15 protein-coding genes and 3 pseudogenes are annotated in these 24,649 nt (G+C 56.1%); 13 read left to right on the plus strand and 5 right to left on the minus strand.

All coding sequences use genetic code 11. The features are described 5' to 3' along the window. Positions 1-2: 2 nt before the first annotated feature. From ACRESJ_RS02000 to ACRESJ_RS02020, 5 genes are all read left to right on the plus strand, one after another. The gene (locus ACRESJ_RS02000) at positions 3-665 is read left to right on the plus strand and encodes an amino acid ABC transporter permease (protein WP_431756393.1); all 663 of its coding nucleotides are present in this window, start codon (positions 3-5) and stop codon (positions 663-665) included. Further along, on the plus strand, positions 658-1,416 hold the full coding sequence (locus ACRESJ_RS02005) for an amino acid ABC transporter ATP-binding protein (protein WP_431756394.1): 759 nt from the start codon (positions 658-660) through the stop codon (positions 1,414-1,416). The genes ACRESJ_RS02000 and ACRESJ_RS02005 overlap by 8 nt, the downstream gene beginning before the upstream one ends. A gap of 91 nt (positions 1,417-1,507) precedes the next feature. Continuing rightward, entirely contained in the window at positions 1,508-3,067 is a 1,560-nt protein-coding gene (locus tag ACRESJ_RS02010; RefSeq protein ID WP_431756395.1) for a PLP-dependent aminotransferase family protein, read from the plus strand. A 146-nt stretch (positions 3,068-3,213) separates the two neighbouring features. Beyond that, positions 3,214-3,936 carry a 2-hydroxyacid dehydrogenase gene (locus ACRESJ_RS02015; protein WP_431756396.1) on the plus strand — a complete coding sequence of 241 codons (723 nt, stop codon included), beginning with the start codon at positions 3,214-3,216 and terminating at the stop codon, positions 3,934-3,936. 152 nt (positions 3,937-4,088) lie between these two features. After that, complete coding sequence (locus tag ACRESJ_RS02020) at positions 4,089-5,543, plus strand: NAD-dependent succinate-semialdehyde dehydrogenase (protein WP_431756450.1); 1,455 nt, start codon at positions 4,089-4,091, stop codon at positions 5,541-5,543. A 464-nt stretch (positions 5,544-6,007) separates the two neighbouring features. Here the strand turns inward: ACRESJ_RS02020 and ACRESJ_RS02025 are convergent. After that, positions 6,008-6,478 (minus strand): annotated as a pseudogene (locus ACRESJ_RS02025) (methyl-accepting chemotaxis protein); the annotation flags it as partial. On the opposite strand from ACRESJ_RS02025, the gene ACRESJ_RS02030 reads away from it, so the two are divergent. Continuing rightward, positions 6,375-7,697, plus strand: coding sequence for an MFS transporter (locus tag ACRESJ_RS02030; RefSeq protein ID WP_431756397.1), 1,323 nt, complete (start codon positions 6,375-6,377; stop codon positions 7,695-7,697). The pseudogene ACRESJ_RS02025 and the gene ACRESJ_RS02030 sit on opposite strands and share 104 nt — an antisense overlap. 54 nt (positions 7,698-7,751) lie before the next feature. Further along, positions 7,752-8,981, plus strand: a complete 1,230-nt coding sequence (locus ACRESJ_RS02035) for an OprD family porin (RefSeq protein WP_431756398.1) — start codon at positions 7,752-7,754, stop codon at positions 8,979-8,981. Positions 8,982-8,988: 7 nt separating this feature from the next. Here the strand turns inward: ACRESJ_RS02035 and ACRESJ_RS02040 are convergent, their stop codons facing one another. Next, positions 8,989-9,903: a LysR family transcriptional regulator gene (locus ACRESJ_RS02040; protein WP_431756399.1), complete on the minus strand. Its 915-nt coding sequence runs from the start codon at positions 9,901-9,903 to the stop codon at positions 8,989-8,991. 129 nt (positions 9,904-10,032) lie between these two features. On the opposite strand from ACRESJ_RS02040, the gene ACRESJ_RS02045 reads away from it, so the two are divergent. After that, positions 10,033-13,575 carry an indolepyruvate ferredoxin oxidoreductase family protein gene (locus tag ACRESJ_RS02045; protein WP_431756400.1) on the plus strand — a complete coding sequence of 1,181 codons (3,543 nt, stop codon included), beginning with the start codon at positions 10,033-10,035 and terminating at the stop codon, positions 13,573-13,575. Between the two features lie 13 nt (positions 13,576-13,588). Here the strand turns inward: ACRESJ_RS02045 and ACRESJ_RS02050 are convergent, their stop codons facing one another. Beyond that, positions 13,589-14,503, minus strand: a complete 915-nt coding sequence (locus ACRESJ_RS02050) for a LysR substrate-binding domain-containing protein (protein ID WP_431756401.1) — start codon at positions 14,501-14,503, stop codon at positions 13,589-13,591. A 94-nt stretch (positions 14,504-14,597) separates the two neighbouring features. Here ACRESJ_RS02050 and ACRESJ_RS02055 point away from each other — a divergent pair, with 94 nt between their 5' ends. From ACRESJ_RS02055 to ACRESJ_RS02070, 4 genes and pseudogenes are all read left to right on the plus strand, one after another. Next, positions 14,598-16,556, plus strand: a complete 1,959-nt coding sequence (locus tag ACRESJ_RS02055) for an aconitase family protein (RefSeq protein WP_431756402.1) — start codon at positions 14,598-14,600, stop codon at positions 16,554-16,556. A 1-nt stretch (position 16,557) separates the two neighbouring features. Next, positions 16,558-17,082 (plus strand): hypothetical protein, encoded by a 525-nt coding sequence (locus ACRESJ_RS02060; RefSeq protein WP_431756403.1) that lies wholly within the window; start codon positions 16,558-16,560, stop codon positions 17,080-17,082. Positions 17,083-17,160: 78 nt separating this feature from the next. Continuing rightward, complete coding sequence (locus ACRESJ_RS02065; protein WP_431756404.1) at positions 17,161-18,486, plus strand: MFS transporter; 1,326 nt, start codon at positions 17,161-17,163, stop codon at positions 18,484-18,486. A 542-nt stretch (positions 18,487-19,028) separates the two neighbouring features. Next, a pseudogene (locus tag ACRESJ_RS02070) lies at positions 19,029-19,325 on the plus strand (OprD family outer membrane porin); the annotation flags it as partial. Positions 19,326-19,426: 101 nt separating this feature from the next. Here ACRESJ_RS02070 and ACRESJ_RS02075 read toward each other — a convergent pair. Continuing rightward, on the minus strand, positions 19,427-19,618 hold the full coding sequence (locus ACRESJ_RS02075; protein ID WP_431756405.1) for a hypothetical protein: 192 nt from the start codon (positions 19,616-19,618) through the stop codon (positions 19,427-19,429). Between the two features lie 62 nt (positions 19,619-19,680). Continuing rightward, positions 19,681-20,677: pseudogene (locus ACRESJ_RS02080) on the minus strand (site-specific integrase); the annotation flags it as partial. Between the two features lie 2,556 nt (positions 20,678-23,233). On the opposite strand from ACRESJ_RS02080, the gene ACRESJ_RS02085 reads away from it, so the two are divergent. Then, positions 23,234-24,532, plus strand: coding sequence for a tyrosine-type recombinase/integrase (locus tag ACRESJ_RS02085; RefSeq protein ID WP_431756406.1), 1,299 nt, complete (start codon positions 23,234-23,236; stop codon positions 24,530-24,532). The last annotated feature ends 117 nt before the right edge of the window (positions 24,533-24,649 follow it).

Consider the following 24,649-nt stretch of genomic DNA (forward strand, 5'->3'; position numbering starts at 1 on the left):
TCATGAGCGAATGGGAAATTCTTTGGCAATCCCGAGACATTTTCGTCAAGGGGCTGCTCAACACGGTAGCGCTGTTTGTGCTGTCTTTTCTTGGGGCGTTTGTAATCGGATGCTTGGCAAATTACTGGCTGGAGCGAGGGTGGTTTGCGCGTCTGCTGGCCAAGACCTATATGAACCTGATGCGTACGGTGCCATTTCTGGTGCTGGTGTACCTCCTCTACTACGGTTTGCCGCAATTGGGCTTGCGATTAGATGCATGGATCGCTGGGGTGGTTGGTTTGGCCGTTTACCATGGCGCGTATTTCGCTGAAATCCTGCGTGGAAGCAGGTTGACGCTGCCGCTTGGCCAGGTAGAGGCCGCACGAGCCCACGGGTTTCGTCCCTGGGGAATGTATGTGCACCTGATTTTGCCGCAGCTGCTGCTTCGTTCGAGGCCCTTAATAGGCAATCAGATGGTTTATGCGCTCAAGGACACCGCGTTTCTATCCATCATTACTGTCCAGGAACTGACAGCAGCAGCCAACACGGTGCAAGCAGGGTATTTCATCCCGACCAAGGCGTTCATCGTCACCATCGTTTTTTACATCGTACTGAGCATGCTCATGGATCTGGGCTTGAAGTGGGTAGGGAAGCGTGGGATCCAACGAGGTTTCGAACATGCATGATCAGGCAGCAGTGAGTATCAGTGGACTGTCGAAGTCCTTCGCTGGAATCGAGGTTCTCAAGAATGTGAATCTGAGTGTTCGCAAAGGTGAAGTCGTGAGTGTCCTGGGATCATCCGGCTCCGGTAAGTCGACGATGTTGCGGTGCATCAACTGGCTAGAGGTGCCCGATAGCGGGGTCATCGAAATTGGTGGGCAGCGCATCGGCGTCGACGAATCTGGCAAGCCAATGGGGATACGTGACCTCGCCGCCATTCGAGCACAGACTGCCATGGTGTTTCAGAGCTTCAACCTCTGGCCGCACCTCACAGTCATTCAGAACGTCATGGAAGCGCCTATACGGGTGAAGAAAGTGCCGCGAGCTGAAGCACTGGCACAAGCTGAGGCCTTGCTGGCCAAGGTAGGCATGGCGGATAAAGCGCAGGTTTATCCGTTTACCCTGTCGGGAGGGCAAAAGCAGCGCGTCGCGATTGCGAGAGCGTTGGCCATGAGTCCTGAGGTGATTTTGTTCGATGAGCCAACCTCCGCCCTGGATCCAGAGCGTGTCGGAGAGGTTCTCCAGGTGATGAAGAATCTGTCTTCCGAGGGTTACACCATGATGGTGGTCACGCATGAAATGGAGTTTGCTCGTGCTGTGTCCGATCAGGTGGTCTTCCTGGAAAAGGGAGAGATCATCGAGCAGGCACCACCTCAGAAGTTTTTCAGCAATCCTGAAACTGAGCGCGTCAGGAAATTCCTGGAGCTGGTAGGTTGATGTTTACCTGCTCGACGCCGCTGGTCTCATGGGCGTCGAGCAGGGTTTTATCCTTGGGCTTGACTGGCATTGCGCAAGGTTGGAGGAATAAATGACAGCATCTTTGATCGGTGAACGAATTCAGGATCTTTTGGATCGGCGTTCTGCCGTGTCGCTCCAGCAGCAGCTCTATCGCCACCTCAGAACGATGATTGAGGAGGGCACTCTGCGGCCTTCTTCGCGCCTGCCGTCGACTCGAAGCTTGGCGACCCAATTAGGGGTCTCACGGATCACCATCGTTGCGGCGTTCGACATGCTGACCGCCGATGGCTATCTCGTTGGGAGTATCGGCAGTGGCACATTCGTTGTCGAGCGGCCTCCTATTCGTTCACACATTGTTGCTGCGCGATCAGTGGCTCCAGACGCGATCTCTTTGCGCGGGCAGTTGATCCTCTCGGGCGCTGCAGGCTTGCAGGAGCGAGAGGGCGCGTTTCTGCCTGGCGTACCTGATGTCTCGGCCTTCCCTTACGCGGTATGGCAAAAGCTACAAAACCGATACCTGGGCCAGCACCTTTCCCAGTTAAGTGGATATGCGAACGGTGGCGGCTATCTGCCCTTGCGCAGAGCGTTGGCTGATTACTTGCGTGTGGCAAGGGGAGTGCGATGCAGCCCTGACCAAGTGCTGATCACCATGGGGACGCAGCAATCACTCGACCTTATCTTGCGCCTTTTGACCGATTCGAATGATCAGGTCTGCATCGAGAATCCTTCACATTGGGCAGGGGCTTTGATGTTGAAGTCCCTCGGCGTTCGATCCATCGCAGTACCTGTCGACCGGGAAGGCATTGATATGCGCGATGAACATTTCGCGATGAACCCAAAGCTTGTGTTTATCACGCCTTCGCATCAGTTTCCGCTCGGCAGCATCCTTTCTAGCAGTCGCAGGGAGCGACTGCTTCTTGAGGCCGCCCAGCGTAATTTCTGGATTGTAGAGGACGATTACGATAGTGAGTTGCGGTATGACCAGGCGCCATCGCCTTCACTTCAAGGTAAGGATAGTGCGGGACGTGTCATCTACTTGGGCACATTCAGCAAGGTGATGTACCCCGGGCTACGCATGAGCTATTTGGTCGTGCCACCCTCGTTGGTCCACTCCATGGTACGAGGCCTGCTGAGCCTTTATCGGCCTGGACACCTTCCATTGCAAGCTGCGCTCGCAGACTTCATCAACGACGGACATCTGACTCGGCATCTGGTTAACGTGCGACCGCTGTACGCGGCGCGCCAAGCAGAGCTACGCAAATGCCTGGCAGAAACCTTCGGTGAAGCCATCAGCTTGAGTAGCGGTTTCGCGGGATTGCATTTGACGTTGCGATTCCGACAGGCAGTAGACCTGGATGCGCTTCAGGCTGAAGCAGCTAAACGTGACGTACTTTTAAGGCGCTTGAGTGCATTCAATCATGCTACAGGGCCGTTTGAGGACGGGTTCGTGCTCGGATACGGCGCGCTGAATCAGGACGATATCGGCACCGCTGTGAGAGGGCTGTATCAGGCTTACCTCAGCGTTCACAAATCCCCCGGCCATTCGGGTCTCGGCTCGCGATCGATAATGTTCTGCATATCTTTTTCCATAGCAATCTGGACGATCCAGAGCAGTGGCGTCGGGCATTGACACGCCTGCTTGGGCCCATCCATTTCAGCGCGGATTTCGAATGCCGTAACCCGGAGTCTGTAGACATCGCACTCCTTTGGACTACGCCGCCCCAGGGCTTGGCCAGTTTTACAGGGTTGAAAGCAGTCCTCTCATTGGGTGCCGGAGTGAACCAGTTGGATCTCTCTTCCCTGACGTCAGGTGTTCCAGTTGCACGCCTGGTTGACCACTCCCTCACAACCACCATGGTCGAATACGCCCGTGCTGCAGTTTTCCGGTACCACCGCGCGCTGGATCAGTACGAGCGGGACAGTCGCGCTCATCGCTGGAGCTTTCAGCCACCAGTGCTAGCTGCTAACCGCACCATCGGAGTCCTGGGCCTTGGGGAGCTCGGACAGGCAGTTGCTCAAGCATTGTGTGCAGACGGATTCAACGTCCTGGGTTGGAGCCGATCTGAAAAGGCAATTCACGGTGTCGAATGCTTTAGTGGCGAAAGCGGCCTGGCTGACATGACTGCTAAGATAGACATTCTAATAAATGTGCTTCCACTAACTGAGGCTACTCGCGGAATACTCGACAGGCGATTATTCGAAAGATTTTCTCGTCCTGTTCAGTTAATCAATATTGGCCGAGGGGCTCACCTCGCTGAGCTTGATTTACTGATTGCGCTGGAAACAGGAAAAATCAGTGCCGCAACGCTGGACGTTACGGCTGTCGAACCGATGCCTGATAACAGCCCGCTGTGGGGTCACCCCGGCATTTTAATTACCCCGCACGTCGCCGGCCTTTCCTCGCCAGAAAGTGCGGCGGCACATATTGCCAAAAATATTCGACTTGCGATGATGAACGCGCCCCTGATTAATCAGATCGATTTGGTAAAAGGCTACTGATCGCTAACTTTTAGTTCGCGGCGAGGGCGAAATATATATTGCCCTCTACTTTAAGTGGATATATAGACAGACGAAAAGTGGTGCTACCGAGGCCGATCAGTCAATTATAAATTGCTGTTTTAGTTAAGATGAATTGTGAGGAAATCATGGCCCTGGTTCTTGCTAATAAGTCCCTTTTCAAAGACCGTGCACTGATAGGCGGGGAATGGGTTTCCGCTGTCAGCGGTGTGGATTACGATATTCTTAATCCCGCCACAGGGGAACGCATTGCGTCTGTTCCCGATATGGGCAAAGTTGAAGCCGAGCTGGCAATCAAGAACGCCAAGGATGCCGGAAAAGAGTGGAAAAGGAAGACTGCCAAGCAGCGAGCCAACATCATTAGGCGCTGGTATGACCTGATTGTCGAGAACAAGGAAGACCTGGCGTACCTGATTACTTTGGAGCAGGGAAAACCCTTGGCGGAGTCCCGGGCTGAAGTCGATTATGGTGCTGCCTACGTTGAATGGTTTGCAGAGGAGGCCAAGCGCATCAATGGCGATGTCATTCCTGGCCCTGCCGAAGACCGTCGCGTCGTTGTTGTGAAGCAGCCTATTGGTGTAGTCGCCGCTATCACACCCTGGAATTTCCCTGTTGCCATGATTACGCGAAAAGTGGCTCCAGCACTCGCAGCCGGCTGCACGATCGTGGTGAAGCCAGCAGAAGACACACCACTGGTTGCTCTGGCGGTGGCTGAACTCGCTCTGCAGGCCGGAATCACACCAGGTGTTTTCAACGTTATTACCGCAGCTCGTGGTCATGAAGTGGGCGAAGTGCTCACTACTCATCGAGATGTGCGCAAAGTTTCGTTCACTGGATCGACCCAAGTAGGCCGAATTTTGCTTCGGCAGTCTGCAGATACCATCAAGAAGGTATCGCTTGAGCTAGGCGGGAATGCTCCGTTCATCGTCTTCGACGATGCTGACATCGACGCAGCTGTCAGCGGGGCAATTGCTTGTAAGTTCCGCAACGGGGGCCAGGCATGCATCAGTGCCAACAGGATTTTCGTGCAGACGGGCATCTATGACACATTCGCAGAAAAACTCTGCGCTGAAGTAGAGAAACTGAAGGTCGGCTCAGGATGCACCCCGGGCGTCTTGATCGGCCCAATGATCAACGAGAAAGCCGTCGGCAAAGTCCAGGAGCACGTTTCGGATGCACGCAAGAAGGGCGCTCGTATTCTTCTTGGCGGGGAACGTCACCCACTGGGCGGCAATTTCTATGCGCCCACAGTCATTGCTGATGTCACGGCTTCCATGGTGATCAATGAAGAGGAAACCTTCGGCCCCGTCGCTCCGCTGATTCGCTTTGAAAGCGAGGCAGAAGTACTGGAGCGTGCCAACGACACAGAGTACGGGCTGGCCTCCTACTTCTTCACCCGTGATCATTCCAAGGCTTGGCGCGTTGCTGAAGCCCTGGAGACTGGGATGGTAGGCATCAACACTGGGCTGATTTCGAATGAAATGGCGCCGTTTGGAGGTATCAAGCAGTCCGGCCTTGGGCGGGAAGGCTCGTTGTACGGAATTGAGGATTATCTCGAGATCAAATACATGTGTGTCGGCGGTATTTGATCCCATGCGCCAACAGGGGAGATGTACGAGCGAAATGAGCTACCACCTCTCCTAAGGCAAAGGCTTCAGTCGGCAAGAATTTCTTGGCGTAGACATCGGGCTCGCTCATCACGCCAACATATCATTGAGCAAGCAGTTCACACTCCTTGCGAGACAGATTGAGGGAATGGTGACCTTAGAACAGGTCGAAGATATATCTACCGAGGAGGGATATTCGAGCCGAGTGCCTTGGCTGCTAATGGAATCCGGCCGGAAGGCATTTTCCAGTGATGATAAAAAAGCTTCCGGAACGCTCCGGAAGCCAGCTGTCGAATACGCAACGTGGGTGACCAAACCACTTCAACGGCGTATGCCCATCTGCAGCACGCGATTCATGTTTACGAGTTCAAACTGATAAGTTCGAAGAACGGGACGGTGGCTCTGCTCTGAGTAACAGTCTGGTCGCAAGGCCTCTCAGCCATGAGCTAGACTTTGAAACCAGCCATCAACTGCTGTTGCTGATTAGCCAGCTCGTTCAAAGATTTACTCACTCGCGCCGATTCTTCTGATTGAAGAGTCAGTTGTTCAGTGACATCACGAATGTTGGCCACGTTTCGGTTCACCTCTTCCGATACCGAGCTCTGTTCTTCCGCAGCACTTGCGATTTGCAGGTTCATATCACTGATCACTTCGACCCCTCGATTGATTTTCTGCAGCGCGAGCACAGCCTGTTTTACCTGGGCGACGCTTCCTGAGGCCTGGTTGTGGCTCGTTTGCATGGACTGAACCACATTACGAGTACCGCTCTGTAGTTGCTCGATGACACTGTGGATTTCACCGACTGAATCCTGAGTGCGTCTTGCCAAATTCCTCACTTCGTCAGCAACGACCGCAAACCCACGACCGGACTCTCCAGCCCTGGCTGCCTCAATTGCAGCATTCAATGCGAGCACGCTGGCCATCATTTGCTTTCTGTTTTCCTATTTCGACCGGATCAATATCAGCTTCGCCAAAGCCCAGATGCAACAGGAACTTGGCTTGTCCGATGCGGCATATGGTCTGGCGGCAAGCATGTTCTTCATCGGTTATGCCCTGTTCGAAGTGCCCAGCAGTCTGGGCCTCAAACGCTACGGTGCGCCAGCCTGGATCTGCCGGATCATGATTTCATGGGGATTGGCCACGGCGGCATTGGTGTTCGCCTACACCCAATACACGCTCTATTTTCTGCGCTTTTTGATCGGCGTCATGGAAGCCGGATTTGGCCCTGCCATCCTGTTCTACCTCGCATGCTGGTTCCCGAAAAAACACCTGGCGAAAATGAACGGCCTCTGGTTCCTGGCGGTACCGCTGGCGGGTGCCCTGGGCGGCCCGGCAGCCGGGATTCTGTTGGGCAAGATGAACGGTGTGCTCGGCCTTGCTGGCTGGCACTGGTTGTTCCTGATGTCTGGTTTACCGTGTGTTCTGCTGGGCGTGCTGGTGCTATGGAAACTGGACCGTGACATCGAGTCGGCCAAGTGGCTGAGTCGGAGCGAGAAAGACCTGCTGGCGGCGAACCTGGAGTATGACAAAAAGAGCCAGAAGCCAATGCTCGGTTCAATATGGCGGGTGTTGCTGACGCGGGAAGTGGCGATCATGGCGTTGATTTATTTCGTGATCAAGACCGCTTCCTACGGCATTAATTTCTGGATGCCGGACCTGATCAAGTCGTCTGGAGTGCAAAACGTATTTTGGGTCGGCATGCTGTCATCGCTGCCCTACATAGTCGCGTGCATCGGCATGATATGGCTGACCCGGCTCTCGGACCGCACCGGTGAGCGCAAGAAATACCTGGTGATGTGCCTGATGCTGGCAGCGGTGGGTTACTTGCTGGCGTGCCTGTTTGCCGATTCGTCCTGGGCGATGATGGCGGCACTTGTTCTGGCAACGGCGGGCACGTTCGTAGCCATTCCGATTTACTGGACGATTCCGCAATCAACTTTTTCGGGGCTGGCGATCGCCAGTGGTACGGCGGCCATCAACTCTATCGGCCAGCTTAGCGGCATAGTCGCGCCTGTGATGGTGGGCAAGATCAATGACATCAGCGGGACCAGCTACATGGGCATGTTGTCTATCGCACCGATGATCCTGCTCGCGTGCATCGTGGTCATGTGTTTCGTCAAGAATCCAAAATCCTGACGGGATTACCCCTCGCTTTTCGCTCCTGACAACAACAATAAGACAGGCAGACACATGACTTTTATGACCACTCGGCGGGCATCGTTGATGCTCGCGACGCTTTGCTGTGCTTCGCATTCGGCGGTTTACGCACGTTTTATCGACGATGGAAAAGGCAGCCTGGAGCTGCGTAACTTCTATTTTGATCGGGATTTTCACGGTAACTCCGCAACCCAGTCCAGACGGGACGAGTGGGCCCCGGGTTTCATGTTGAAGTTGCAGTCCGGTTTTACCCCAGGCCCCTTGGGTTTTGGTTTGGATGCCGTGGGCATGTTGGGCATCAAACTCGATTCGTCTCCAGACCGCTCTGGTACGGGGTTATTGCCCCGTGGAGCGGATAAGCGGGCGGTTGATGAGTATTCAAAGGCCGTTGCCACGTTAAAGGCCAAGCTGTCTGAAACGGAGGCGCGAGTGGGTGGTCTCAGTCCCAAGTTGCCATTGCTTGCCTCGAACAACAGCCGGCTATTTCCACAGTGGTTCAACGGCGCTCAAGTTGTGAGCAAGGATTTGGACAAGGTTACCTTCACATTCCTGGAGGTGGACTCCACCAAACTACGAGACTCTACTGATTTTGAAGACCTGACGGCGATGGCACAGCAGGGGGCGTACTCGACGTCCGTCACCAGCGATCGTCTGTATTACGCGGGGGTCGATTATCAGCCGCTGAAAAATCTGACGTTAAGCTTGCATACCAGTCAGTTGGAGGACCTGTTTCAGCGCAATTTCGCCGGATTCAAATACCGGATTGCGGCGGGCCCAGGTGAGGCATTCACCGAGTGGCGTTATTTCTCCGCCAAGGAGCAAGGTCGAGACTTGCTTGGCAAGGTCGATAACCGAACCTTGAGCACAAACTTCGGTTATTCGATCAATGTGGGGGGGACCGACACCTATCTGTTCAGTGAGCAGCAAGTCAGTACGTTCGCTTTAGAAAATGAACGCGCGTGGATGATGCGCTACGACTACGAATTTGCTGCACTTGGAGTTCCCGGGCTGACCTTCAACGTGCGGTATGTAAAGGGTGACCAGGTCGATCCTCAACACATCAGCAGCGTCAAGGGCCGTGCCCTGAATGCTGCGGGAGGCGAGGGTGAGGAGTGGGAGCGCACGACCGATATCAGTTATGTCGTCCAGTCAGGCACTTTCAAGAATGTTTCGCTGCGCTGGCGCAACGCAACGATGCGCTCGAACTTTGCTGACGCAGCGGACGAAAACCGGGTCATCGTGGGCTACACCTTCGCGTTCTAGCCACGATTCAACCGCTGTGACCGGCATACATCAAAAACTGGTGCAATGCTTGAACGGGCTCCGAGACCAAGACTTCGTCCTTCCAAATCAGGCCCAACTCCATGTCTGGAATCGCGTCGCTCAGCGGGCGGGTTTCCAGGCGACGTCCTTCCAGCGACCACGCCCGGTAGACCATGTCGGATAGCACCGTGACGCCAAAACCGTTGGCCACCAGGCCTCGCAGGGCCTCCATCGACCCGGTTCGGAACGCTATTTCAGGGGTGATCCCTGCCTGTTTCCAATAGCGAGTGGTCGAGGTTTCGCCTTCATCGACGGTCAGCATCAGGTATGGATACGCCGCCATATTCTTGAGGCTGATGGACTTGTGCGCCATCAACGGATGATCGGCGGCCAGCCACACCTGGCGTCGCGAGCGCATCAGCACGGCTTTTTCTAGCGGCAACTGGCGGTCGGCGTTGGAGCTGATGATCAGCCCCAGATCCAGGGTGCCCGCCGCTACACCCTGTTCGATGGACAACCGGTCGAGGTCGTGGAGGTCGAAGACGATGTCCGGGTAATTGCGCCGAAATCGGGCGAGCAGGGACGGCAGGTAATAGCCCAGCACCGTGTAGCAGGCGCCCACTCTCACCACCCCGGACAACGAGGTCGAGCCACCGAGTGGTTCCGTCACGGCATCGTCGACCGCGTTGAGAATCACCCGGGTACGCTCAAGAAAACGATGACCTTCGAGGGTCAGCCTGACGCCATAGGGCAGCCGCTCGAACAGGCTCCCCCCCAGGTTCGCTTCGAGCTGGCTGATGGCCGTGGTGATGGCTGACTGCGACACGTGAGTGTTTGTAGCCGCCTGGGAGAACTGGCTGGTTTCGGCCGCTGCCGCAAAGTAGCGCAGTTGCCTGAGGGTGAAGTCACGAGGATTAGGCATTTGTTTTTTTTATACCTGATGTCTTTTTTTATAAATATACGATAGCGGAGCGGCTGAATAATCTACCTCAAAGTCGATCGCTTGCACCTTCGCGACTCGAATATAAAAATAAAACCTGAGGTCCCGCCGATGAGTTCGCCCGCTGTTTCCCTCGATGACAAGTACACCAAAGAATCCGGCCAGGTGTTGATGACCGGCGTTCAGGCCCTGGTTCGCCTGCCGCTGATGCAGCGCCAGCGCGACATTGCCGCAGGCCTGAATACAGCGGGCTTTATCTCCGGCTATCGTGGTTCACCCCTGGGCACCTACGACCAGACGCTGTGGAAGGCCCGCGACCACCTCAAGCAACATCACATCACCTTCCAGCCAGGCCTGAACGAGGACCTCGCGGCGACCTCCCTGTGGGGCACCCAGCAGGTCAATATGTTCGAGGGCGCGCAGTACGACGGCGTGTTCGGCATCTGGTATGGAAAAGGCCCGGGTGTCGATCGTTGTGGTGATGTGTTGCGTCACGCCAATGCCGCCGGCACCTCCGAGTTTGGTGGGGTGCTGGCGATTGCCGGCGACGATCACGGTGCCAAGTCATCCTCGTTGCCGCATCAGACCGAGCACATCTTCAAGGCCGTGATGATGCCGGTGCTTGCACCGTCAGGGGTTCAGGAATACCTCGATTTCGGCATCCATGGTTTCGCTCTTTCGCGGTTCAGCGGTTGCTGGGTGGCCTTGAAAGCGGTGGCCGATACCGTGGAAAGCGGCGCGGTGGTGGATGTCAGCCATGATCGGGTTAAAACAGTGCTGCCGGATTTCCCGATTCCGGCTGGCGGGTTGAATATTCGCTGGCCCGACCCACCGCTGGCGCAGGAAAAGCGGCTGTTCGAGCACAAGCTTTACGCCGCCGTCGCGTATGCGCGCAAAAACGGCATCGATCGGCTGGTGATGAATTCGCCCAAAGCGAAAATCGGCATCATTACCTCTGGCAAGTCTTACCTGGACGTTTGCCAGGCGCTGAAACTGTTGGGCATCGATGAGCACCGTGCAGAGCAGCTTGGACTGCGGGTGCACAAAGTGGGCATGGTCTGGCCGCTGGACGCCGAAGGCGTGCGCCAGTTTGCCGAAGGTCTCGACGAGATCGTGGTCGTTGAGGAAAAGCGCCACCTGATCGAATATCAGCTCAAGGAAGAGTTGTACAACTGGCGTGCCGACGTGCGGCCGCGCATTGTTGGCAAGTTTGCCGACAAGGGCGAGTGGACGCTGCCCCACACCGATTGGCTGTTCCCGGCCATCGGCGAACTCACGCCGTCGATGATCGCGCGCGGGATCGCCAAGCGGATCCTCGGGCATGTCGCCAGCGGTGAACTGCAGGTGTGCCTGGCGGTACTGGAAGCCCAGGAGGCAGCACGGGCGCATTACTCGACGCTGATGGAGCGCGTGCCGCACTACTGCTCCGGCTGCCCGCACAACACCTCGACCAAAGTCCCGGAGAACAGTCGGGCCCTTGCCGGCATTGGCTGTCACTACATGGCCAAGTGGATCTATCCGCAGACCAGCACCTTCAGTCAAATGGGCGGCGAGGGCGTCGCCTGGATCGGTCAGGCGCCCTTTACCAAAACCCGGCATGTGTTCGTCAACCTGGGAGATGGCACTTACTTTCACTCAGGAATCCTGGCGATCCGCGCGGCCGTCGCGGCGAAGGCCTGCATCACCTACAAGATTCTCTACAACGACGCGGTGGCGATGACCGGAGGGCAGCCGGTGGACGGTACGCTGAGCGTGCCGCAGATTAGCCGGCAACTGGCAGCGGAGGGAGTTGGCCGGGTCGTGGTGGTCACTGACGAGCCGCACAAATATCGCCAGGTAACGGATCTGGCACCTGGCGTCCCGGTGCTGCACCGCGACCGAATGGATGAGATCCAGAAAGAGCTGCGCGAGTTCTCCGGCGTGTCGGCGATCATCTACGACCAGACCTGTGCAGCGGAAAAACGCCGTCGGCGCAAGCGTGGAAAGTTTGCCGATCCTGCGCGCCGCGTGGTGATCAACGAGGCCGTTTGCGAAGGCTGTGGCGATTGCAGCAGCCAGTCCAACTGCATGTCGGTGACCAATGTGCTGACCGAGTTCGGCAACAAGCGCCAGATCGACCAGTCGTCCTGCAACAAGGACTTCACCTGCCTGGATGGCTTCTGCCCGAGCTTCGTCACCGTTGAGGGCGGCAAACTGAAAAAGGCCGCCGCCCTCAAGGAGGGTGCCCAGGACCTTTGGCTGCTGCCGGAGCCCGAGGTGCAGTCGACGGCGCAGCCTTACGACATCCTGGTCACCGGCGTCGGTGGCACCGGGGTGGTGACCATTGGTGCGCTGTTGGGCATGGCGGCGTTTTTCGAAGGCAAGGGCGTGCTCAACCTCGACATGGCGGGCATGGCGCAAAAGGGCGGGGCGGTCTGGTCGCACATTCGCATCGCCGGTGAGCAGGCCGCGCTGGATGCGCCGCGGATCGCCGAAGGCGAGGCCAAACTGCTGCTGGGTTGCGACCTGATGGTCAGTGCCAACAGCGAAACCCTGGTCAAGCTGCGCCAGGGGGTGACCCACGCACTGGTCAACGTCGAGCAAAGCATCACCAGCGCGTTTGTCCGCACCTATGCCGGGCAGGCGGAAACCGGTGATCTGTTGCGCCATCCAGAGCCGGAGTTCTGTGCCGATCAGATGCAAGCGCAGATCGAGGACGCCGTCGGCGCCAGCCACGCCCTGTTCATCGACGCCAGTAAAATCGCCACGGCGCTGATGGGCGATTCGATCGCGACCAATATGTTCATGCTCGGTTTTGCCTGCCAGATGGGCTGGTTGCCGGTCAGCCAGCACGCGCTGCTGCAGGCGGTGGGGCTTAACGGCACGGCTGTGGCGTCGAACAAGGCCGCCTTTATGTGGGGGCGGCGCGCGGCGGTCGACCTGCCTAGGGTGAAGGACCTGATCACGCGCAAGGCATCGGAGCGCAGCAGCGGGCAGTTGTCGGAGTCACTGGCGGAGATCGTGCAACGGCGCGTCGAATTCCTCACTCAGTATCAGGATGCCCAGTATGCGCAGCGCTATCTGCAGCGCGTCGAGGCATTTAAGCAACTGGAGACGCGCCTGTTCGGCGCTGCCGGACAACTGAGCGAAATCGTTGCGCGCAACTACTTCAAGGTGATGGCGATCAAGGACGAATACGAAGTGGCCCGGCTGTACACGCGTCCCGAGTTCCTGGACAAGGTGAACGCGCAATTCGAGGGCGATTTCCGCCTGCAGTTTCACCTGGCGCCACCGCTGTTCAGTGGCGGAAAAAAATCGGGTTTTGGGTCGTGGATGCTCAAGGCGTTCAAGCTGCTGTCCAGCGTTCGGCGGATCCGCAACTCCTGGCTCGACCCCTTTGCGCGGACTCACGAGCGCAAGGTAGAGCTGGCCTGGCTGCAGGAATATGAGCAGGTGCTGGAGCTGCTGCAGTCGGGACTGTCGACGGACAGGTTCAATCTCGCCGTGGAACTGGCCCAGCTACCCGATGCGGTGCGCGGTTATGGTCCGGTCAAGGATCGCTATCTGCACAACGCCCGGCAGCGCTTGCAGCAGTTGTCGGTACGCTGGAATGCGCCCACGCACACCGACGCAAGCCAGAAGACGCCGGCACGCATCCCACTGAAGGCGCTTTGATCGCTGGCTGCGCTCAGTCCCGTTGGGGCACCTGGGCGCAGAGAAACTCGAGAAAGCTTTTGCACACGGTCGACTGATAAGGCGCAGGGCGGGTGACGATATGAAAGCGTCGTGTCGCCCAGCTGTCGGTCAGCGGCACCACGGCAAGGCGCGGACCCTCGGTGTAGCTGATCGCCTGCCGAGGAATCACCGCGATGCCCAGGTCGGCTTCGACCATGCGACACACGGCATCGAAACTCTTAACGTGCACCTCATAGCGAATGGTCTTTTTCGCGCTGCGTGCCGCTTGATCGAGCATCCGGTACAGCGGGCTGTCCTTATGCAGCGCGATGTGGCTGAACGCCAGGGTCTGGGCAAAGGTGGCGGCGGTTTGTTCCGCCAGCGGATGCCCCTGGGGCAGCACAATCACCAACTCATCCGAGTGGTAGTCATGGACCTCCAGGCCGCGCTCCACGGCTCGCGCCAGATCGGTGCCGATCGCCAGGTCGCTCTGATTGCTCAGTACCGAATCCACCGCCTCTTCACTGGTTTGCTCCTGCAGTTCGATCGCCACGTTGGGAAAGGCATCGCGGTAGGCACGCAGGTCCTGGGGCAGAAACTGAATGATGCTCGAGCGATTGGCGCCGACCCGGATATGCCCGCGTTGACCATCGGCAAACCCCGACATCTCGGCACTCATCAGCATCATTGCATCGACCACACGCCTGGCGTGCTCCAGCAGGCAAAGGCCGGCGGGAGTGGCCTCGATGCCTTTTTTGTGGCGGTAGAACAGCGGCGTGCCAAGGGCTTCCTCCAGCTCGGCAATACGCTTGCTGACCGCGGACGGCACCATGTTTTCCCGTTCCGCCGCGCGCGCAATGCTGCCCAGTTCGCTGGCGGAAATGAAGAGCTTGAGGGAGGTGGGGTCGAATCGCCAGATTGAATGCATTGAGAACCGATATTTGGTGATGGCTGTGCTGAGCAATGATCACTTTCGCTTGAAAGTGCGAGGTTTAGTATCCCTCTCGGAGAGGAGATAGAAAATGACTAAAACAAAAATCCACTTCGACGGACGCATTTTGTTCCTGGCCTGCAGCCATGAAGCCGTCGCGGCTCAGTTGCAGGGGCGGGACTTGACGTTAGCCGAGGCCCTGCCGCTGCGCGACAATATTTCCACGGACGAAATCACCCCCGTGGTGATCATGATGACCTACGACCATCGGTTGGGCGAGTTCCCCTACGTGGGCTTCAAGACCGAAAACGTGCTGCCGATCGGCAACTTTGCGGTGCAGAACGGAGGCTTCCAGGTCACGGTGGCCGGCAAGCGCTATGGCAAAGGCTCGTCGCGCGAGTCCAGCCCGCTGGCAGAAAAATCGGCCGGTATTCGCCTGATCATCGCTGAGAGTTTTGAGCGGATTTACCGTCAGAACTGCGACAACATCGGGATCTATACCTCGACGGACTTGGGCTTGATCGAGCGCATTCGCGCCGGTGAGTCGATTGATATCGAAGAGTTCCTCGTCGGTCGCGACGCCGTGACCCAGGCCGTAATCCGCGCGGGCGGCCTGCTGCCGTACAGCAAAGCCGAGCTGCCGCCGCGAGACGAAAAAGTCTTCAACCCGATCCCCACGAATCGTCCGCTGACCCTAGTGGAAAAGATCATCGAACGCCGGCGCATCGACCCCCATGGGCAGGTAGCCCGTGGCGATGGCCTGTTCATTTCCGCGGACTGGCGCTTCAGCCACGACTACTTCACCGGCATGTGCGCGCACTTCATGCACGAGGCGTTCGGTGAGCCGGTGAATTTGGTCCGCCCCAATGAAATCATCGCCTTCCAGGATCACTTGATCCTCGCCAATCAAAGCTTTCCCCATGTGCGCGACAATCTGCTGGCAGCCGTCGGCGGGCTGGCCTCGGCCCATGATCAATTTGTCCGCCGTTACCCGGTTGTCGCCCATGGTGCGCTCAAAGGCAGTAGTGGCTCTGAAGGCATCTGCCATGCGCTGATGACCGAGCAGCATGCGCTGCCGGGCCAGGTCGTGGTCGGCACCGATTCCCACTCACCGCACTCCGGCGCCCTTGGATGCCTGGCCTTTGGTGCGGGTGCGACTGACATCGCCAACAGCTGGGCCACCGGCTATATCCGTTGCCGCATGCCAGAGGTGATTCGAGTGGAACTCAGTGGTCGTTTGCTCCCGGGAGTGACCGCGAAAGACGTTGTGCTCGAGTTGCTGCGTACCGAGTACATTCGCCAGGGCAATGCCATTGGCGCTGTATTCGAATATTGCGGTGAGGCGGTCCAGGCGCTGTCAATTGATGAGCGGGCCACGCTGACCAACATGGTGGCGGAGCTCGGCGGCTTCACCGGCATTGTCCAGCCGGACCAGAAGACGGTGGATTTCATTCTTCAGCGACGGGGCGTGAAAGTCGAACTGGAAGACTGGTTATTCAGCGACGAAGGCGCCGAGTATAAGCACCAGTTTGCAATCGACTGTTCTGCGCTGCCCCCCCTGGTGGCAGCCCCTGGTGATCCTGGCAATGGTCTGCCGCTGGCAGAACTGGATGAGCACGTATCGGTAGATATTGCGTACGGCGGCTCTTGCACCGCAGGCAAGCGCGAAGACTTCGACTACTACCACGAAGTGCTCGCATGGGGCGTTGAGCACGGCCTGCAAATCGCCGCGCACACCCGCCTGTATCTGCAGTTCGGCACCTTGGCCGTACGTGACTACTGCATCGAAAAAGGCTACCTGAGCACCTTCGAGCGCATGGGGGTGGAGCTGATCATGCCGGGCTGCGGCGCCTGCGCAAACTGTGGTCCGGGATCATCGACGCGGGCGGATCAGGTCACCGTCAGCGCGATCAACCGCAATTTCCCCGGTCGCTCCGGCCCCGGCCAAGTGTGGCTGGCCAGCCCCTACACCGTGGCCGCCAGCGCGCTGCTGGGTCGCCTCGCCAGCTTTGCCGAGCTGCGCGAATTCGCCCTCCGCGAGGTGGTGTGAAATGAACCTGTCGACCTCGGATCTGTGCGACCGGCATGCCGCCATGCTTGCTAGCGGCGAGCTGCGGGTGCTGCCGGGCGACTGGACCTGGTACGGCGCCGTGCGGCGCTGCCACGGGCAACTCGTCACTCTGGCGGCCCACGGCTGCAACGGCGAGATTCGCGCGCTGTTAGCTAGTGCTGGAGAGGGGCGGGTGCTGCTGATCGACGCAGGGCTCAATCCCCTGGCGTTGCTGGGTGACAACCTGGCCGCGCTGGCCCTGCGCAATGGCTGGGCTGCGGTGGTGATCAACGGCAATCTGCGCGACTCCCAGGCGTTGGCGCAAACCGAACTGGGCATTCTTGCCACCGGTTGCTGGCCGGTGCGTTCGAACAATGAAAGCGGCGGCATCCTTGAGGAAGCGCTGAGCGTGCGAGGCGTCGCGGTGTTGCCTGGCGACTGGCTGTATGCCGACTCTGACGGGGTGCTGATCAGTCCCGTGGCGTTACCGGGCTTTGGCGAGTGTCCAAAGTCACTCGCCCGCTGAAGATTTCCTGATGCTATACCGGTAGCCCCGTGCGCCGGAATGAATGATCTCCAACAACTACAATTACGGAGAAATAACATGGCTACTGCAATTCAAGGCGCTGCGCTGAATGCGGGCGGTATTGACGAACTGCTGCTGTATCGACGCATCGCCTGGCGGATCCTGCCGCTGACCATCGTGTGTTTCCTGTTTTCCTATTTCGACCGCATCAACATCAGCTTCGCCAAAACCCAGATGCAGGCCGAACTGGGACTGTCGGACGCGGCCTATGGATTTGCCGCAAGCATCTTCTTCTTTGGCTACGTGCTATTCGAAGTGCCCAGCAGCTACGGCCTCAAGCGCTACGGTGCGCCCAGCTGGATCTGCCGGATCATGGTGTCCTGGGGCCTGGCGACCGCCGCGCTGGTGTTCGCCTACAACGAATACACCCTTTACTTCCTGCGCTTTCTGATCGGCGTTATGGAGGCGGGGTTCGGACCAGCCTTGTTGTTCTACCTGGCCTGCTGGTTCCCGAAGAAAAACCTGGCGAGCATGAATGGTATCTGGTTCCTCTCGATTCCACTGGCAGGCGTCCTCGGCGCCCCTGTGTCGGGGATGATCCTTGAATACATGAACGGCTTCCTCGGTCTCGCCGGTTGGCACTGGCTGTTTGTGTTGTCCGGGTTACCCTGCAGTGTTCTGGGCGTCATCGTACTGTTCAAGCTCGATAAGGACATTCAATCGGCGAAATGGCTGTCGCAAGACGAGAAAGACCTGCTCCAGCGCAACCTGGACAATGACAAGAAAGAGAACAAACCGATCCAGGCATCGCTGTTCCAGGTGATCTTCACCCGGCAAGTGGCAGTGCTGTCGGTGATCTATTTCATGATCAAACTCACGGGCTACGGGCTCAATTTCTGGATGCCGCACCTGATCAGCGCCTCGGGGATCAACAGCGAACTGACGGTTGGGTTCCTGACGGCGCTGCCGTACCTGGTAGCGGCGATCGGCATGATCATCGTCACCCGGCGTTCGGACGCCACGGGTGAGCGGCGCAAGTATCTGTGGTTGTGCATGATGGTCGGCGGAGTGGGTTATTTCGCCGCGTGCTACTTCAACGATCACTACATCCTGCTGACCTCATTCTTGGTCCTGGCCACTGCGGGTGTATTCATCGCCATCCCGATTTTCTGGACAATCCCGCAGCAAGCATTTACCGGTCTGGCCATCGCAGGCGGGATCGCCGCCGTGAATACCGTGGGCCAGCTCAGCGGCATGGTCGCGCCGTTGCTGGTGGGTTACATCAACGACGTCAGTGGCAATACCTACATGGGTATGTTGGCCTTGGCACCGTTCTGTATCTTGTGTGCGGGATTGATCTACTGGGGGTTGCCGGATGATCGCAAGATCGTGAAAACTCAATAAGTTTCAAGGTTTTCTGGAGGTTTGGCCCGGCAGTTTTCGCTGAGCCAAGCTTTTTGTGCTTGCTTGAAAGCTAGGCCGGGCAGCGGATTTTGCTGGCAGCGGATCGACACCGTCGTGCACTAAGGATCAGGTAGCTGACCGTGATTGGTTGCGCAAAAGTTGATGGAGGAGGGCTACCCGGTCTGGTCACCCAACCAGTTGCTTGATGCCACACGGTTGTACAGGTCGGACGACTTGATCAGGGATACCGCGATCGTACTGCTGGGCGGTGCAATCGGTCGCATCCTTGCGAAGCAAAAGCTTTGAACTGATCTTTTCTGTGCACCATCTCCTATAAGAAATTAAAACAACAAAGTAATAGTTTGCATGCGAGTCGGCATTGCCAGTGCAATGGCGCTTGCTGCGTTGTGCATGCCTGCCTAGGGATTGGAGCCGCGCGCAAGTAGTTTTATTTCCGGGTCTTCTGCACCTTTTCAGCTGCGAACCCACGGGTTCAGTAACGATAATCTTGACGCAGCTGTGAGCCTCCGAGAACCGAGGAATGGGCTCAGGGGCTGACCTTGAAGTATGCATCCGGTTTTACCCAAGGCCGGGTTGAATGTGGCCTCGATGCCGGATGGCTGACAGGCCTGACACTCGAAAGTGGCCGGGGCCGTCACGCGCAGCGGTTACGAGCAGCGCGGCAGCCCCTGAACGTCAGGGCCTGGGAAAGATTTTCTTTCGTCATCGCGCAAATTAACTCATCTGGCTCGAGCCAGTTTCAGCTACAAGAATCGGTGATACGCTTGGGGCAGGTCCCAGGCTGCCCATTGCGCTGGTACGGAGTAAACGGTAGATGACAAGCACTACCCACATGGCAATGCAAGTGCCCCGGCCGGCACTTCCGCGCTAATGGCGGTGGACGCATCATCAACATGGCCAATCGCGCCGCACAGCGTGGCTACGCGGCGCAAGCGCTGCCTTTGGCACCAGCAAGGCCGCCCTGATCAACCTCACCAAGTCCCTTGCCCGCAGTGTCGCGGGCGAGGGCATTGTCGCTGTCGCCCAGGCGTCGCTGAATGGCGCCACGCTTGACGTCAACGGCGGCAGCTACATTCGCTGAGGGCTCGACGTGGATGGAGGATCGCCACAACGTTATTTCCGCATCTTCAATCCCTTTACTGATAGGGCTCGTTCCTCGTCAAGACTGTTGTACTAGGTATTTTGCGTTGTGCTGAGACTGTTATGACGTAGATCGACTGGGAGATCGTTCATATCGCGAAGAGGCGCATCGAACGTAGCCGCTCTATGGCGTAGCCAATGGAGGGAGGCAGAGCGGAGTTGGTCAATCTCGTCTTCACTCCAACCTTCACTTTGCATACGTTGCAAGGCGCGATCAAACACCAACTGAAGAAGCCACCGTACATGTCTGTCTGATAGCCGTCCGCGGCCTTTCAGTGTGCTAATCAATGGCGTTTGTTCCTGTGGTGAGGGCAGGGGAGAGAGCTTTAACAAGTGGCGATATCTCACGAGATAGTGCTCGACGTACTCGTCTCTCACACTGATTTTAGCCGCTTTATTACCTTTCCCGATGACGTGGAACCACCAATTGCCCGTTGTATCCCTCCGCAGATCTCCCATAGTTACCGCCAGTTATCACGGCCGATAAGGTCAGAAACATGGAGGTACATAGCAAAGAGCGTCGCCACTACGAACAGCCTGCGCACATGGGCTGGATCATCGTTAGCCATCAGTTCCGTAGTATCAATTACGAAACTCCATTGCAACTCGGTCAAGGAGCGAGACGCCACGTCCAGTGTATTTCGCTGCTTATAGATCGACTTCTGCTTGATTGCACGGAACGGATTCGCGTCCTTAAGTCCTTCATCCATCACGTGTTGAAAGAAGCTGCCGCAGACAGCGAAGACTTGAGCCACAGACTCCTGGGCCATTTGGTGAGGACGCGCGGAGAGATCACGCATCGTCTCAGTCACCAGCTTGCGCTCACGTTTAGATACCGTGCTACTGAATGGCCGCCAATCACGATTCACTACGTAATCATCTGATTCAAGCTGCTTTCGGCCACCGATGCGTCTGAACCGTGATTTGATCATGGGCCCGACCAAGTTACGGGCGGGTTAAGGCAGAACTCCATGAATTGTTCCGCATCGGAGCGCCGCAGATCGAGCAGAGGTTTACGAGCGACAATCAGTATGCAATATCCGGGTCTGACAGTTATCGGATGTTGCAACGGAACTATGCAGAAAGAAGGCACTGAAATGTGCTTACTTATAACTAAACTAAATAGATGTTTAGTTGAGCTGGCTGATGTTGTCCACGTTGAACCCCTTAGGGTGTCTCTGGCGGTTGGTGGCGCATAGACTATCCTCAGGAGCACAAATCACTCGTCAGACCTGACGCTTTGATGAGTTCAAACCTAATCTAGCAGGGTGCCAAAAAATGGAGAAGCCCATTGAGGTGTGCACGTTTAAGCTCGACGTTTTATTGGTAGATAAGGAGGGGCAACGCCTACCGAATCCGATGATTACGTTCGCTGTTGACAGTGAAACGCAAGCGATAATCGGGTTTACCATTTCGACTGATAAACCCCAGAGTCCGAATAGCATTACGGAGCTTTAAAATCCCTGACGCGCTAGGTGAATCAAGGCCAAAGCACGGAGGCTCAGTATTACTCCGTAAACTGGTTTTTTGACCTGTTAACCACTGTAGTTAACAAGTCAAAATTGTAGTTAACAACGGTACCGGACCAGCATTATTCTGGCGAGCTTCCAGGGAATTTGGTGAGAAGAAAGCTCTACAGCCTTCATTCGCAGGTGGCACCGCCAAACCTGCGGGTCTGTATCAATCAGTCGCGTATGCCTTCACCACACACACCAGCGCTTACAATCTGAGTACCAACTCCACGCTGAACGCTGCAGATTTCACACAGCGACGTGCTAGTAGGCGGACGCTGTAATGTCAGTAATACCGTAAATGAACAAGCCGGTCCCCAAAAAACTCCTTAAATCAATCGAATAGGCGAATCTGCATACGGCGCGCGTTCACGTCAATCAAGGGCAGCATTGCTGATCCGTGAACGTGAAGCGACAGGCTCGATTTACGCGATTATTTTCCATTTTTACGGAGTTACTTCTGAGGACTGCAGTTAAGATGGGAAGTAATTCGTGAACTCGGAGGAAAAACGCAGTTGTCTATGAATTAGTTCCGAAAACGTCCTAAAAATCACTTCCGAGGACTTCAACCGGTCAGCTGATCGGTAAGCAAATCCGTCAGAGTACACAGCTTCGGTTTGCACCATTTCGCCAATAGCGCCGACGACAGGCAGACTCAACCTGAACGATTACGAGTTAAAATGAATGCTCCGGCTAACCGAAGTGCTTGATGGAACGGAATCATTTGTGGCAGTAACCGCACTATACGCTGGTTGAAGCCCAGCAGGTTTGACGCATATTTAAGCAAGAAGACGTCAATGCGGGCTTGATCTCCAGCACAAGTATTTTCGAGTAACCATCTGATTTTTTGCCTTTTCTCATATTTAGCTGCTTTTTCGCATATTTCGATGATCTCGACACGTATATCGAGGCTGAATCTGAAATACGTTGTTACGTGTAATGTATATTATGTTAAATAGCGTGTCTGTATATCGTGGTGCATATAGACCTTTTCAACAATCACCGACTGTCACCGTTGCGTTTTGCAGACACTTTCATCCCTAAAATCCTAGAGCCCTCTAGTTTCATGGCCTCCAGCGCTTCGGCGTTGCTCAAATAGGCCTTCAATCCTACGAAATACGGACACTTTTGCTTCTGTGCGTTATCCCTAACCCCTTGATTTCACTGGGCATCGGGATGAGACGATCGCTCGAACCGTTGCTCTTAATTCTTCCGCTATCTGGACACTTGTGACATGTTCAGCCAGGGTGACTCCAAACCTACAGACCACGAAATTCGCGGCTTCCAGCGCTTTTTGCACATAATATGGACACTTTCCGAATCGCGAGTCGAATCGCGTAATGTGGACACTTTCCGAGATTTCGAGCGTTTTCAGCATTGGCAATGCTACCTCCACCAACGCGAACTCAGCGTTGATTGATGACCTCAAGGGTAGGCTCGCCGGAGCCTGCAAGCCATCCCGGCCTGCGGAACCCTCCATTTCGACGTTGTAGGTGCACGTAGCGTTCAGACGAGCCATAGAGTTCTTTTTGCGTGGATCCGACAATAACGTGGACACTTTCCGGAGTTCTAGCTGGGCGTCCATGACGTCAGAAATACGGTTTTTCTGGCTTCGGGGCGTTTCGCACTCAATGCGGACACTTTCCGAAAGCGACTAAAAAAATAATAATGTGGACACTTTCCTTAGCTCGTCGCTTTGGAGCTTCAACTGTCAATATATAGTCAAATATTCACCCGCTGGGCGGAGGTGGAGTTTTAGCGAGGAAAAAGGCAATTTATGCTATAAATCAGTAATCGCAGAAGTTAATTCGGTCATAGCTAACTTGAAAAACAGTGATCGAAGCCACTTAATGCGTTCAGATCAATATGTCAAGTTCGGACTCGCAGTTTGCAGATGAATGGACGTGGCATGGTTGTGGTTGCGACTGGCCTAACTTGGGGATACTATCCACAGACCCCCATTAACTCGGTCAGGCGATTGAGAGCAGTCGGCATAGGAAGCTAGAACTTCCTAAAACAGCCAGATTAGGAAGTATTCAATCGCTAAATAAGGCCAACCCTTTTCGGTAAGTTAGATGACCTGCACGCCCCGGCCAATCTTTGAATCTCACGGTGACTTTGTAGATCAAGATTTCACCTTGGGCCGGCCATCGATGACTAATGTCGACCAGTATCTGATTCGCTTCGCACCGGCACTTAAGGCTATCCCGGGCTTCCTGGCGGCACGTAGCTATCTACGTTGCTATGCAGACAACGCGCTCACGTACAGCACCTATCGTGGGCACGTAGAGCGCCTGCTGCTGTGGTCATTGATTATCCGTGAGAAGCCCGTCACTGAACTGAAAAGGCTGGATGCCGAAGCCTTTCTGGAGTTTTGTAAGAACCCACCGGTCAGCTGGGTTGGCCCAGTAATCCGCAATCGTTTTCTAGCTGATTCAGATGACACTTCATGTTCGGGCTCGGATATAGTTCCTAATCCTAAATGGAGACCTTTCACACAGCGCGCGCCTAAACAAACTAGGACGTTGACGGAGGATGCTGAAGAATTTCTGGGTGCTGATTATCACTCTTCGAAAGGCAGCATGAGTAACGTATTCAAAGTTGCCAGCGGCTTCTACGAGTACTTAGTCGAAGAAGAACTCGCCAGCGCTAACCCGTTTCGTAAGGTCGCAAAGAAAGGACAGTACAATTCATCCCAACAGGAGTCCAACTCTTCACGCGCGCTAACACCCTTGCAATGGGATTACGTGATTGATACAGCAGAAGCAATGGCGGCGGCTGAGCCTGTCAAACACGAACGCACCCTGTTCATACTCCTCACGATGTTCAGCATGTATCTCCGTATATCGGACTTAGTTGGGCGTTCCAATTGGCAACCCACGATGGGCGACTTTCGCCTGGATGCCGATGGAAACTGGTGGTTCCACGTGGTGGGCAAAGGAAACAAGTCCGGCAAGATTGCAGTACGGGATGAGTACGTGGAAAAGTACTTAAAACGCTATCGCACGTTCACTGGGTTGAGCCCATTGCCGAGCTACCAAGAGAAGACTCCGCTTCTGAAAACGATGAGTGGCCGCGCAGGCCTCTCTGATCGGCAAGTGCGCGCCCTCCTCCAAGCTGTGTTCGACAACGCCCTGGTACGCATGCGCAATGAAGGGCGCGAGCCCTACGAAATGGATAGCCTGCGGGTAGCATCGTCTCATTGGCTACGCCATACCTCGGCGACGTTTGACGCGCCGTACAGAAACGCCAAGGATCTCCAGTACGACTTACGCCACTCGAACCTGGCAACGACTCAGAACACCTATTATCACTCGCATGATCAAGAGCGGGCGCTGTCCGTGAAGCGATTGGGGACGCGAGATAGAGGGTAATGTGTCGAAGGGGTACAAATGTACTCCTTCGTCTCATTCACCGTCGCTCAATGGCTGACGCTTCGAAGGCACCACGATGGCGATACCACTATCACTGTTGGCTGATCTGCAAGGCCT

The sequence above is a fragment of the Pseudomonas sp. genome (genome assembly GCF_050739655.1).
Lineage (GTDB): Bacteria > Pseudomonadota > Gammaproteobacteria > Pseudomonadales > Pseudomonadaceae > Aquipseudomonas.